Source organism: Gimesia aquarii, assembly GCF_007748175.1.
In the GTDB taxonomy this organism is placed as follows: Bacteria; Planctomycetota; Planctomycetia; order Planctomycetales; family Planctomycetaceae; genus Gimesia; species Gimesia aquarii_A.
The window spans coordinates 3,343,783-3,357,638 of sequence record NZ_CP037422.1 but is presented as its reverse complement, the minus strand read 5'-3'; the positions used below and the strand labels follow the sequence as shown (position 1 = coordinate 3,357,638).

The 13,856-nt window shown below is 42.6% G+C and carries 8 protein-coding genes; 3 read left to right on the top strand and 5 right to left on the bottom strand.

Annotation, left to right across the window (positions count from 1 at the left end; translation table 11 throughout):
* Positions 1-5: 5 nt before the first annotated feature.
* Positions 6-2,327: an HD family phosphohydrolase gene (locus V202x_RS12815; RefSeq protein WP_145175255.1), complete on the bottom strand. Its 2,322-nt coding sequence runs from the start codon at positions 2,325-2,327 to the stop codon at positions 6-8.
* A 52-nt stretch (positions 2,328-2,379) separates the two neighbouring features.
* On the bottom strand, positions 2,380-3,345 hold the full coding sequence (locus tag V202x_RS12810; RefSeq protein WP_145175252.1) for a PhoH family protein: 966 nt from the start codon (positions 3,343-3,345) through the stop codon (positions 2,380-2,382).
* 628 nt (positions 3,346-3,973) lie between these two features.
* Here V202x_RS12810 and V202x_RS12805 point away from each other — a divergent pair.
* Positions 3,974-5,962: an ExeA family protein gene (locus V202x_RS12805; RefSeq protein WP_145175249.1), complete on the top strand. Its 1,989-nt coding sequence runs from the start codon at positions 3,974-3,976 to the stop codon at positions 5,960-5,962.
* 242 nt (positions 5,963-6,204) lie between these two features.
* Positions 6,205-7,569 carry a LysM peptidoglycan-binding domain-containing protein gene (locus V202x_RS12800; protein WP_145175246.1) on the top strand — a complete coding sequence of 455 codons (1,365 nt, stop codon included), beginning with the start codon at positions 6,205-6,207 and terminating at the stop codon, positions 7,567-7,569.
* 11 nt (positions 7,570-7,580) lie between these two features.
* Here V202x_RS12800 and V202x_RS12795 read toward each other — a convergent pair whose 3' ends face one another.
* The 3 genes from V202x_RS12795 to glgB all read right to left on the bottom strand — a co-directional run bounded on the left by V202x_RS12795 (position 7,581) and on the right by glgB (position 12,232).
* Positions 7,581-8,393, bottom strand: a complete 813-nt coding sequence (locus tag V202x_RS12795) for an MBL fold metallo-hydrolase (RefSeq protein ID WP_145175235.1) — start codon at positions 8,391-8,393, stop codon at positions 7,581-7,583.
* 31 nt (positions 8,394-8,424) lie between these two features.
* Positions 8,425-9,720 carry a DUF1444 family protein gene (locus V202x_RS12790; RefSeq protein WP_145175231.1) on the bottom strand — a complete coding sequence of 432 codons (1,296 nt, stop codon included), beginning with the start codon at positions 9,718-9,720 and terminating at the stop codon, positions 8,425-8,427.
* Positions 9,721-10,327: 607 nt separating this feature from the next.
* Positions 10,328-12,232: a 1,4-alpha-glucan branching protein GlgB gene (gene glgB / locus V202x_RS12785; protein WP_409996682.1), complete on the bottom strand. Its 1,905-nt coding sequence runs from the start codon at positions 12,230-12,232 to the stop codon at positions 10,328-10,330.
* Between the two features lie 507 nt (positions 12,233-12,739).
* Here glgB and V202x_RS12780 point away from each other — a divergent pair.
* Complete coding sequence (locus V202x_RS12780; RefSeq protein WP_145175222.1) at positions 12,740-13,708, top strand: hypothetical protein; 969 nt, start codon at positions 12,740-12,742, stop codon at positions 13,706-13,708.
* Positions 13,709-13,856 lie beyond the last annotated feature (148 nt).

The window sequence follows — 13,856 nt, the reverse complement described above, 5'->3', positions numbered from 1 at the left end:
GGGTATTATGCAGAACGCTCTTCCGGATATTTAATACGACCGTGATAAATGCCGATGAGGGATTTCACCAGGGAATCTTCAATAATATTGATTTCGCTTAACGTTAATGAGCATTCATTGAACTGTCCATCCAGGAGACGCTTCATTACCAGGGAATGTACCAAAGATTTGATTCGCTTGGGTGTTGGATCGCTTAGCGTACGGCTGGCACTTTCGACGGCGTCTGCCAGCATCATCACACCTGCTTCTCGAGTCTGTGGTTGTGGACCTGGGTAACGAAATGAAGATTCTTCGGCGTCTGTCTTATGGTCCGGGCTTAGATCGGCCTGCTTTTCTGCTTCCCGGAAAAAGTATTCAACAAGAGTTGTGCCGTGGTGTTGCTCAATAAAGTCGATTAAAGGTTGAGGCAGATTGTGTTGACGTGCCAGGTCGACACCATCTTTAACATGCCCAATAATGATCAACGTACTCATCGCAGGTGCCAGATTGTCATGCAGACTTTCACTGCCGACAACCATATTTTCGATGAAATATTGTGGCTTCAACATTTTTCCTATGTCGTGATAGTATGCAGCGACACGTACCAAAAGCCCATTTGCGCCGATTTTATCTGCTGCGGCTTCTCCAATCGTAGCGACGGAGATGGAGTGGTTGTAAGTTCCCGGAGCGCGACGAACTAATTCCTGCAGCAAAGGATGTGAAACATCGCTCATTTCCAGCAAACTGATGTCTGTCACAACTCCAAACAGAGATTCAATGAATGGCAGACTTCCGGCTACAAGATAGCCTGCTGCCAGACACCACCCTGCTCCTTGCAGACTTTCCCACAGAACGCGTTGATCAAAAAATCCGTTGGAGAGATCCTGCTTGTTAATCAGATTAATTCCCCAGTAAACCAGGAAATAGGTAAACCCCATTCCAAAACCGATTTTGATCAATGTAGATCGAGAAGAGACTGTCGTCAGTGAAGTGACAGCGATTGCTGAAACACTCATTAAGACCACAAAATGTCCCAGAGATCCTCCTGTTGAGAGACAGAGAATGAGTGAAAGAGATAAGGCGGTCAGGATTGCCATCGTTTGGTCATAGACGATAGCAAAAACCATCACTGTGACGATCAGAGGCAGGACTTCAGCACGCCAGGGATCATAAGAAAGCAAGCGTCCCAGAAAGACCGTTAATATGATCACACTCAAATAAATACTTAAACGGCTGACAGTTGTTGCCACATCTTTTTTGTTGTGTAGCAGGTGGTATCCATTTAAGACGGCGAGAACCACGAGCATGAGAAAGATAATGGCGACTCGGATAACGCGTTCATAGGTTGGAACAGTCAGTTCTTTTGCTTCATATTCTGCATACAGCAATACAAGTTGTGTATCTTCAATCATTTGCCCCGGTTCAACCAGAATCGTTCCCCGTTGAAATGTATCGAAAATTTCAGCCACCTGCATACGAGCCTGTTTTCGCTGATCTAATGTTTTTGTTGCGTCATAGACGAGTGTGGTTGGTGCTTGAAAGAGGAGCCAGTGCGAAAGGATTGCAGAAATAGGGGCTAATTTGGGATATTTTTTCCACTCTCTTCCAATGACACCATTTTCGGAAAGTTGATTCGTGAGGCGAATGTCAAATGTGGTTACTATGCGTCGTGAATCATTACTTTCATTAATGATTGCAATGGCATCGTCAGCACGAATTTCATTTTTCGTGAGTTCGTTTTCATTTACAATACCGTAAGTCAGAAGTGGTGAGATTAACTTTTTAAAGTCAGCAACAATTTCATCAATTTTTTTTGTATCATTGGAATCAGGGCTACTCACGACTGATTTTAGCTCTGCGAATGTCTGTTCGGACTCTTCTGGAAACTGATCGATAAATTGTTCTAGACGTCTGGATGAAGTTAAACCTAATTCTGCTTTTGTATCGATATCCAAATCGTCCAATGATTTGGCTTTCGCAATTGCGATCAAATCTTCTCTGAGCAGCAATGGTAGTTTTTCGATCATTTCTGGTTGCTGATTGAAAGAGTACGGCACAGCGGATTCTTTTTGCGTGCGTTCCCGATCTGTTTCGATTGGATTAGCAACTTTGAAGGATGTATTGGCTAGAATACCGTGTTCTGAAAACTCTCCGAGACGGTAAGGAAAAGGAGCTTTCCAGCTTTCAACGGCGATCATTAAAATTGCGATCGCTAACAGACAAGCAGCCAAACGCGAAAACGTGCCTCGATCACTCAGTAAGTCGCGCAGCCTCGAACTTAATTTGGAAGAATCGCGCAAACTGGCAGCAAGTGCAGTTCGGGATTTTTTAGAACCAAAAAAAGCCATTGATACGACCTGGAATGAGAATGGTTTTAGAAAAAAGGAATTTGAATGAGGATTAGTGCCCCAACGAATCTTCGTTTTGGTAAGCTTTTACAATTTCACCAACTAATCTGTGTCTGACAATATCTTCATTTTTTAATTGTACTGTTCCTACACCTTTAATATTTCGCAAGCGATTCATGGCATCGGTCATGCCACAGGAAATGTCAGGGGGTAAGTCAATTTGTGAAGTATCTCCAGTGACCACAATTTTCGAACCCATACCCATCCTTGTTAAAAACATCTTCATCTGGGTGATTGTTGTGTTTTGTGCTTCATCCATAATGATAAAGGTATTGTCGAGGGTTCGTCCGCGCATAAAAGCTAAGGGCACAACTTCGACAATATCATTATCCATATAACGATTGACTTGCTCATAATCGAGCAAGCTTCCTAATGCATCCAGGAGGGGGCGTAAAAAAGGATTGACTTTTGCCAACATATCGCCAGGCAGGAACCCTAATTTTTCTCCCGCTTCAACGGCAGGTCGAACCAGTACAATTTTACGAACTTGTTCGGTTCTTAAGGCGTGAATGGCCATCGCAACTGCCAGGAACGTTTTTCCGCAGCCAGCAGGTCCTGTGCAGAATACAAGATCGTGTTCTCCAATCGATTTAATGTACTCAGATTGCCCCGGTGTTCTTGGATGAACTTTTTTCGTTTTCTCGAAGAGGTCAATGGAAGAAGGAGTGGCAATAGGATTTTGCTTGGTTTGTTTACTTACGGTGCTGCCGTTAGAAAGTGCGGTCTCAACTTGCTCAGTTTTGAGTTGTCCTGTGTTTTCGATAATCGCTTTGAGTTCCGAGAATATTCGGAGTGATCTTTGGAGGTTAGAATCATCGCCGATAATTCGAAGTTCATCTTCGCGATGAACAACATTGACGCCTAGTGCATCCTGAATTTGTCTGATATGACAATCGTGAGTCCCCAAGAGGATTGGAATATGGTCAGGATCTGAAAAAGAAAGTGTGGCTTCTGACATCAGAAATACTGTATGTACCTCCCAAGATTATGAAACAAAAAAGATGACAAAGATGGAAATAATGACATGAAATTTTGAATTTCGCTATGCTGAAATCAGTGAAAACCTTAATTAATGCCAGACTGAAATTCAGGGTAGGAATTTAGTTTCTCACACATTTTAATAAGTCTACTCCAGCAAAACAGTAAGAGAAAGGAGAGAGTTTGCCATTAAGTTGTGTTTTGTTGTAAGTTTAGAATAAATATACACTTATAGAATCAGGTTAATACAAAAGATCTTGACTGTTTTGATAAGTCATAACTGGAACTGTGATTTTCCAGGGGGCACGACGCACTGTACTGACAGCAAAACTACCCATCTTCTTTAAACGGAATTCTTTAATTTACTGTCGTTTGTTAATGTCAAGATCTAGCGTTTGGGTAATGCGCCTGAGAGACCCTGCTTGGATACTGTCGATTGTATTGGTAATGCTCAAGAAGTGGCTGTAACCTGTTCGATGAATTGTTCATAGGATACAGCATCAATCTTAAATAAGTGACGCGCTGAAGGTTCTGTCTATCCTTTCTGGTTAGAACGATACCAGTCTCCTAATGAGACTGATGAAATAAACGCTTTAAGGCCATTGGAAATGTACGAAACAAATTTTGGGTTCACGGATCGACCCTTTACCGTTTCACCCTCCTCAGATTGTTTTTTTGAAGCGGCAGAACATAAACATGCCATTGATGAATTGTTGGTAACCGTTGCCAGTTTGAACGGGATTACAATTCTTACGGGAGATGCAGGAACCGGAAAAACTGCCATTTGCCGACAATTAAGTTCGCGACTGGAAAACCAATTTCAAATTCAATTTGTCGAGCACTGCAATTTTCCTACAGTACGTGCATTATTGCAGACGTTGCTTTATAGTTTGACAGACTGTTATGAAAAAGTCAGTGAGCAAGAGTTACGACTTGCCTTGACAGCAGAAATCCGATCTTCTTATTTAGCTCATCTTCAGCCATTATTGTTAATTATCGATGAAGCACATCTCTTAAGCGCGCCGTTTCTGGAAGAGCTACGTGTGCTATCAGATATTTCCATAGATGGAAAGCCGGCGCTGCAGTTGATTCTCAGTGGACAGACAGACCTGGAAGAAACACTGATTCAACCTGCACTATCTTCACTAAATCAAAGAATTGGATGTCAAGTATTTCTGGATCGGATGACTCGGCAGGAATCAGAAGAATATATCGAGTATCGAATTAAACGTGTGACAACTGAAACGCGTTCATTTTTCACAGAGGATGCGATTAAATTCATTACTCATGTTAGTGATGGATTGCCACGCTGTCTGAATCAAATCTGCGATCATAGTTTAATGCTGGCTTATGTTCAGGATTCTTCAATTGTTAACGAAAGCATTGCGCGTGAAGCATTTTCTGATCTTCAGCAATTACCATTACATTGGAATGATCCCCTGCCCTCTTCAACTCCCCTAGAAGAGCTGCGGAAAGATCAACATTCTGAGAATCCCGTCGACAAAATACCTGATGCTCTCTCTGACGAATATGAAATTGATACTTTGATGGAAGATCGATTGAATCTACTCGTTGAATCTGCACCGACAGAAGCAGAGTTTATTTCAGATGACACTGGCTGGGATTCAGCAGATCTGTTTTCATTGGGCAATGAAATGGAAGCAATCGAAATTGGGAGTGATTCAGAGTCGGCTATGCCATGCAGCACTGATCTTAAAATGCCACAATCTGAGCTTGAGTCAGTATGTGATGATTTTGAAGAACAGACCGATAATAATCACATGGCTCTGATTGATAAAAGTGAAAACATTCCAGTAGAAGCGACAGGTGAGTTTGTAGAGATCATTGACCGCTATGCTGCCATCGATGCGGGAATTGATCCAACAACACTTCCCTTGGAAACGCAAGCAATCAAGTCACCAGCTTCACGAAGACCCTTACAATTAAAACCTCCTCAATTTCACGATTCCGCTCAGTCAATTGCTTCAAAAAAACGTGATTCAGAAGAAGAACCGAATGAAGCTTCTCCAGTACAGTCTAACCGAACTGAAGTAGCGGAATCTTCGAATCCTGTTGGTTTGATTGATGAAATGATTCCTCATCTTGAGGAAGCGGAAAAAGAATCTGAAAAAGGTTCTATAGTATTCTATGACGATCAGCCAAAATCAGCAGACGAAAACGTTTATCAAGCCTTAGCAAAAGAACTATCTGCAGGCGAGAATTCATTTGAAGAGTTATTGGCTGCTCAGGTTTATGAGGTTTGCTCCGAAACACGAAAAGGCTTATTGGAGGCATTGAATGAATTTCGTAACTTTAAAATGACAGAAGAAGCAGAAAAAACTGAAGTAGATTCACCCGATTATGATGTTGTGAGCCCCGATGAGGAAGATTCGCATGAATCGGCAATAACAGCATCCCAAGGCAGTTTTGTTATCGATAAAGAGAATGTTGATCAGTCTACTGCTCCCACTTTTCGTTTAGATTTGGGACCAAACTCCAAGCAGCAGAAGTCGGGAACTTCTCACCTCAAAGGTCCTGCATTTGGGAGATACAAGAACTTGTTTAGTCGACTACGGCGCAAGCAGAACCAGGATTAGATCCAAATCCGCTTAAAAACAAAACAGGCATTAGTTTCTGTAAACCTTAAAACTGATATAAAACGATCAATTGGCGACTTTGTTCTGATCGTTCGCCGTATTTTCATCATGATCGACTCAAGTGTGATACTACAGAAAGTATCTACGCGCGCTAAGCATTTCTTCTGAATTTCTGATTTTCTTTTGAAGTTTTTCGCCCGATACGCTTAATTACAAAGCTTTCCATTCGAGGCGAGGTTCAAATGCATCAAGATAAAAAAGTAGGTTTGGCATTAGCACTATTGGTACTTGGTTTTGTGGGGGCGTTCTGTCTGCGGCAGGATAAAGATACCACTGTGCAGATTCCGGAACTCAATGATCCACATTATTTGGATGAACAAATTGCTGACAAAGACCGCACACCTTATTTCGATAGTCAAAGCAAGGATAATCAAAATACTTTACTAGGAAGTGAACAAACTTTATCTGGGATTGATGATAATCAGCGCTCACATTCTGATTCTAATGTTGCTACTCCAACCGTTTCCCATATGACATCTAAAAAAATTTCAAATGCGGAACGTTGGGCAGAAATGCCTGATTTTCTAAAAGAGATCGATCTTCCCAAGGAACAATTTTCGAAATCAAGCTCCGAAGATTCCGTCTTTGAACCAAACCCACAGCAAGAGATAATGCAACCGACTTCCCAAGGTTCGTTTTCTGATTCGATTCATTCAGGTTCTGAGAATTTCAAACCTCAACATAACAATGCTTGGGAAGTCAATCCTTCACAGCGAAAACCTGTATCAAGACCACAAGAACCTAATCGGCCAAGCATTCGAATTCATACGGTCAAGTCGGGAGAAACACTCTCTGAGATTGCCATTCGCTATTTGGGAAGCAGCAAAAAATATCGAGAAATTTTCAATTTGAATCGTGACCGTCTGCGAAGTCCCAATGATATTCGAGAAGGAATGAAGTTGCGGATCCCCGTCTATGGATCATCTGAGTCAAAGCCACAGTCAGCCAACAGTCAAACATTCAATGGTACATCAGCTAAAGTTGGTAAGCGGACTATAGGACAGATGGTCTCTCAGCCCACTTTGAAACAAGGTTCTTCATCGGTACAGTTTGAAGGATTAATTGAGTCACTCTCAAATTCGCAGAACCAAAATACACTCAAAGATTTAGATCATAAGAAAAATTTAAAACAACTTGAGGATACACTGAAATCCGACAAATTTGGTGGTAACCTGCAAAGAACTAAAACGATCCCAGATAATTATCGAAAGTTTATTCCGGTTCCGCGCTCTCCCTTAACACCTCGGAACGGTTCTCATAAATCAAAAAGAGAAGCGAAACTGGGGCAGTCTTTATCACAAGCTCAACCAGAAAATGTGAAACAAATTGTAGATGGGTTGTTTGACGAAGCTCCAGCGAAAATGAAGCAGACGGGGAACAAAGCAAAGTCTCATACTTATACTATCAAAAAAGGTGATACTCTGGAGTCGATTGCTCTTCGATTATATGGCAAACGGTCTGCGGCATTTCAAATCTATCTGAAGAATAAAGCGAATCTGAAAAATGCAAACTATATTCGGCCAGGCATGAAGCTTCAGTTACCTTAGAAATGAGCGGTTCAACCGTTGAGAGGCAGCGAAAGCCCATCAAAAGCCAGTTCCACATGATCTGGTAAGTTGCTATTCGTTTCTTCATGTTCCAGTGAGTGAGAGATGTGCGTAAAGTAAGCTCGTTTTGGTTTTACCTGCTCCACCACTTCCATGCTTTGTTCAAGGTTAAAATGTGTCGGGTGTGGTTTAATTCTTAGAGCATCAATGATCAGAACGTCGAGCCCTTCCAGATACTGCCAGCTTTCTTCAGGAATCTCACTGACATCTGTGCAAAATGCAATGTCGTTCATTCGATACCCCAAGATCGGTAATGTTCCATGCATCAGGCGAAATGGCTGGATTCTGAGACCAAGCAAATCAAATGCTTTCGTTTCTACCCTTTGAAACTCAAGCTGGGGACGTGACATATGATGCAGGTTATGGGTCGGCATTTCAAAAGCATAATTAAACGAACGGCGGATCTGTTGTTCCACAGTCTCTTCGCAGTGAAGCATGATCGATTTTTCCAACCGATATCCGCTAATCCTGACATCATCTAAGCCAAAGATGTGATCTGCATGGCTATGGGTGTAAAGGACCGCATGGACCCAGGGAATTTTCTCTCTAAGAAGTTGCAAACGCAACTCGGGGGGCGTATCGATCAAAAAGCCCCCTTCAGGTGCTCCGACATAAACCGAAGTGCGTCCTCGTTGGTTTTTGGGATTTGAAGACGTACACACTTCACAGTCGCAGCCCACTATAGGAATTCCAACACTGGTCCCAGTACCTAATGTGATGAATTCACCAAGCCTCTGTGAAAATAAACCTGATTCCTGTTGCATTACTCTTTGATCACTTTTGAAACGGAGAAGGTCAGCTTACGCCACAATACTCGCTAACTCCATCCGCAGTGACAACCAGTAATTGATCTGTTAGTGGGTGGTCCATAGTTAAATAATCATTTGCGATATTGTGTTGAATTTGTTCAATGATTCGTGACTGACTTAAGCTGAGCGCAAGCAGAAAGTCACGATTGGGGACTCCCGCTAAAAATTCACTACCCAGGAACTTTCGAGCCTGTTGATAAAATGTATTACTCAGCACCTGCGATGCATTATAGGCGTCCGGCTTACTTTGAATCATCATATTAGGGCCATCTTCTTTCGACATACAGATCAATTCAATCTGATTATGATCAAAATACCGATCCAGATTATTCAATGCAATTTGGTGTAGCTCATCGCGACTGATATTCCATTTTCTGAGGAGCTTCTCATGAATATACCAATATGCATTCGATTCGTCGACGACATACATGATAGTGAGATTGGCAACCCAAGGTTCACCAACAAAGTTCGGAAAATGACATTCCCAAGACTCTTTTGGTAATAAAATTGGCATGATCCGGTCTTGAATCTGTGATAGTTCGGGGTCTGTCTGTGCCTCCCCCCATTCGTTGATTTGCAGAATCGTTGCTAGAGCCGTCGTAATATTCTTTTCAAAATATTCGGGAGTTGTCAGATAAGATCGATAGAAATTTGTTAAATTGATCTCAGATTCACCAAATTTTAACCGAAATCCAGGTATCAGCTGAGATGTCATGAGAGGAAATTTTTTCTGCGCCACATGTAAAACTTCGTTGGCAAACAACTCAGGTGGGTTTGCTGGATCTAATGAGAGTTGTATCGAGTGTAATATGCGTTGTACGGTTTCATAGAGATCTTCATATAATTCAGGATCATGGAAAAAGGTGACTACCATCTGAATCGAATGTTCTCTAATCAGCCACAATTTCCAGTGGTGCCAGTTATTTTGCGAAAAGGGAGCCCATCTCAGTAATTCTTTCCACCAGGAATCACTCTTTTGGATGATTGCTTCACCCGAATAGCCCACAGACTCGTGTTCTATCGCAAGAGGTCCTCGATTTTCTATGTTTCGATGTTTCACAAACAATTGATCAAAATCAATTTGCAATTCAGCATCATATTGTGGTCGTGGAAGTACCGATTTCCAGTGACAGCTGATTGTTAAGGTCGCGTTTCCAGCAGCGGGGCTCAGTTGAAGAATTCCTTCCTTCTCTTCCCTGGTCCAATCTGAAGGATAAGAGAGCGAATACCAGTTAGCGGGCCCTGTATAGTTGGCCCATTGATTTAAGTGCAATTCAGACAAAGCCACCACCAGTTCGAGAATAATTCTGATAAGGGGATAGGCGGATTTAGCGGAGACAGCATTTTGCTTCTGTTAATTCGGGTTGTGCCTCCCAACGACACAATAATAGACGATATACCCAAACAACTCTATCTGAAAAACTAGACAGGTATTTTCAAAAAGTTGCCTTCCATCTAAGCAGGGAAATGCCTGTCAGTAGGGCAATTCATCAATTAACTCGATTGAGCTGTACTTTAGAATTTTAAATTTATTATCGTAAAAGATTTGATCTCAGCAGTTTACGACTTTGTGTTCAGGACGAATTGTTTGCTGGTATGAAGTTTGCTTAAGAGTTAATTACAGATAAGAACAAAGAGTATCGTTACTTATCTGACTTGAACTTCACCAAAGGATACGCTGCTGGGGAGTATAGCCGAACTTTCCCTTGTTGGGATTGTTTGGGCGAGCGCCTATACACTCAGCGGCGTCCTTTTTTGCAGTTCTAAAGGCTGCAGAAAAGTTTTGCTAGAGCCATCATAAAACCTACTGTAGGTGTTTTCCAGTCTATTTTTTACTTTTCAGTAAATTCTACTTTGCTCTCAATCTAGTACGGTTTAGAGAGCAGGCTTTATTCCTGAGGCGGTTCTTTTTTTGCTGAAACCGGCTTCATGATCAAGAGGCCAAGTGGTGGTAGGTTAAGCGTAATGCTGTAGTCTAAGCCGTGACTATTAATCTTTTCACTATAGACTCCTCCTGCATTTCCGATATTCGAGCCACCGTAGATTTTGGCATCACTGTTGATGATTTCATTATAGAACCCGGCTTTAGGGACGCCAATACGATACCCTTCTCGTGGAACAGGGGTAAAATTACCGATCACAATCACATGTTCATGATCATCGGTTGATTTTCTTTGAAACGCAAACACGCTGTTTATGGAATCGTCACACTGAATCCATGAAAAACCTTCCGGAGTGAAATCAGTTTCATACAGGGATTTTTCTGTTCGATAAAGTTGATTTAAGTCACCAACCAGCCGACGAATCCCATCGTGATTTTCGTTTCCGATCAAGTTCCAGTCAAGTTCGCTATCGTGATTCCATTCATGCCACTGGGCGAGTTCGCCTCCCATAAACAGTAGTTTTTTACCAGGCATGGTATATTGATAGCCATAGAGCAGGCGTAAATTCGCAAACTGCTGCCACATATCACCTGGCATTTGTGACAACAACGAACGTTTCCCATGGACAACTTCATCATGAGAGAGAGGTAAAACAAAATTCTCAGTAAACGCATAAATCATTCTGAATGAGAGCTCTCCCTGATGGTGTGAGCGGTAGATGGGATCGAAGTGCATATAACGAAGGGTATCATTCATCCACCCCATATCCCATTTCATATTGAATCCTAAGCCTCCGTTGTAAACGGGGTGAGAAACGCCGCCCCAGGAAGTCGATTCTTCCGCAATTGTCAGGATTCCAGGATACGCTCCATGTAAGCTGGTGTTTGCATTTTTCAGGAATTCAATTGCTTCCAGGTTTTCACGTCCCCCACTGGAGTTTGGCAGCCATTCCCCTTCTTCGCGTGAATAGTCCAGGTAGAGCATGGAAGCAACCGCGTCAACGCGAAGACCATCGAAGTGATACTTATCTATCCAGAAATGAGCACTCGACAATAAAAAGTCGCATACTTCATTGCGCCCATAGTTAAAGATGTAGGTCCCCCAATCCGGGTGAAAGCCCTTTCTGGGGTCTGCATGCTCATAGAGGCAGGTTCCATCGAAACGGCCTAGAGAATGTCCATCTGTAGGAAAATGGCCAGGAACCCAGTCAAAGAGCACACCAATATCTGATTGATGACAGTAATCAATAAAGTACATCAAATCATGGGGGGTACCAAAACGACTCGTTGGTGAATAATATCCCGTGGTTTGATAGCCCCAGGAACCATCAAAGGGATGTTCTGTAATTGGCATCAGTTGAATATGGGTGTATCCCATCTGATGCACATACTCGACGAGTTCTTTGGCGAGTTCGCGATAAGTATAAAACTGACGACCGTCCTTGGGGCGTTTCCAGGAACCCGGATGAATTTCATAAATCGTAATGGGTTGATCGTGCCAGTTGGTCTTTTCTCGCTTCTCTAACCATTGTTCGTCCTGCCAGGGAAAATTCTCAAGATTGTAAACGATCGATGCCGTCTTGGGACGGAGTTCAGAGTAAAACGCGTAAGGATCACTTTTCTCGAAAAACTCTCCATTCTGGCCACGCAAGCTATATTTGTAAGCTTCCCCTTCACTCATGTTGGGAACGAATCCGGACCACACACCGGCATCACTGGAATTTAAATAGTGCTCGCCATGTTTCCAGTGATTTTTATCACTAATCACACACACTTCTCTCGCATTGGGAGCCCAGACAGCAAACCGAGTTCCCTTAATACCATCGACCTCGTCAAGGTGTGCTCCCATTGAATTATACATAGTGCAGTGCATTCCAGTCTTAAGTGCGTGAAGTTCCGCGGATGTAAACAGTGGTCGTCTGGCTTGGGCCTGGTTTTGTTGACCCTCTAAGCGCCACGGGGTTTTAGGCCGATCACGACTTGTTTCAAAATGTGAAGAATGACCCATTGAAGTTTATATTTCACCATCCGTTTATGTGAATCGACAAGCAAACTATGTAGCGCAAATAGATATAGTAAGCTTGTTATAACAAGATTTCGGCCAGATTGTCAGTCTTCCTTAATGCGGTTTTGCAGCCATGGAAAGATCCCGTAGACTAGTCTCACATCTGCTTGATTGCGGGAAAGCGTGTCAAACTATTCTAGTTGTATCTATTATTACGGCTACATAAATAAGGGTGATCAGATTGAATTAATCGCTTCAGCCTACTGCAACATGGGTGAATATCGAAAATCCGTCAAGCTTTACTCAAGTGATACGAGTGATCGCGAACTATAATTCACTGACGTGATTTTTGTAAACCTATGTTCCTGATCATATTGCAAACATTGTAATTGAGGTTCAGTTAAGGATTCTGTTTTGTCTATTTATCGTAGTGCTCTGTTGATCGCGGGACCGTTCGTTCTGGTGACAGGCTTTTATTTCCTGACTTTTTCCGGAGTTCAGGAAGGAAGGGCCTCCTCGAATGCGGTCCACCTCGGTACGCCAGAAACGTATTCTTCAGCACCACAGATCAAAACAACAGATCCGGAGAAGCTGTTTCAGGCAGAATGTGAAACGCGAGCAAAGCAGGTACAGGAAAAGATTTCGATTCCCATTAATACCTTAGTCAGAGCCCCTTACATCCTGATGGGAGATTATGACACTCAAACTCTGGATGCACTCTATCGAAAAACAATCCTGCCAACGCAATATGCGTTGAATGTCTGGTATTTCGATCGTAAGCCAGACCGGCCTATCACCATCATTGCACTTTCCAGCCAGGACCGTTACCAGCAGGTGGCTTTTGATCTGGATCGGAGAAAAGTCGGTTCATACTATGGTTATTTCCATTCGGAAGAAATGCGCATCATTCTCAATCTGACAACGGGAAGCGGAACGTTAGCTCATGAACTGACTCATGCGTTAGCCGAGATTGATTTTCCCAACATGCCAGAGTGGTTTGATGAAGGATTGGCATCATTGCACGAACAGTGTGAATTTTCAGAATCGGAAAATCAACTGCTGGGTAGTTCAAATTGGCGCGTTCAAATTCTCTTGTCGGCTTTAGACCGTGGACAATTACCAACTTTAAAGTCGTTAGTTCAACAAATCAGAATTGGAAAAGAACGAGAAGCGCTGACCTATGCACATGCTCGTTATTTCAGTCTTTACCTTCAGGAAAAGCGGCTCCTGTCTCCTTTCTACAGGAAGTTACGCACAAACGCAGAATTAGACCAATCCGGTTTGCAGACATTGCAGCAAGTATTAAATGTCTCTGACCTCTCCGAGATGGATCCTGATTTTCAAAAGTGGTTAATCGGTTTTCGTACAGAGTCCGATAAATAAACGAGACTGCTCATTGCCCTGCCTTTCTGGAACATATTTCTGTTCCAAACTACGTAATCAGAGTTCTCTGATATAAATCCTGCCTGACACCATTCACCGTTCATTCTGAACGATCTATAATTGGATATTATAGCAGTTGGTCATTTTA

What these genes read in the sequence shown, in the direction of transcription:
- V202x_RS12805 (WP_145175249.1), top strand. Translation starts at nt 3,974, where the DNA reads ATGTACGAAACAAATTTTGGGTTCACGGATCGACCCTTTACCGTTTCA.
- V202x_RS12800 (WP_145175246.1), top strand. Translation starts at nt 6,205, where the DNA reads ATGCATCAAGATAAAAAAGTAGGTTTGGCATTAGCACTATTGGTACTT.
- V202x_RS12815 (WP_145175255.1), bottom strand. Translation starts at nt 2,327, where the DNA reads ATGGCTTTTTTTGGTTCTAAAAAATCCCGAACTGCACTTGCTGCCAGT.
- V202x_RS12810 (WP_145175252.1), bottom strand. Translation starts at nt 3,345, where the DNA reads ATGTCAGAAGCCACACTTTCTTTTTCAGATCCTGACCATATTCCAATC.
- V202x_RS12795 (WP_145175235.1), bottom strand. Translation starts at nt 8,393, where the DNA reads ATGCAACAGGAATCAGGTTTATTTTCACAGAGGCTTGGTGAATTCATC.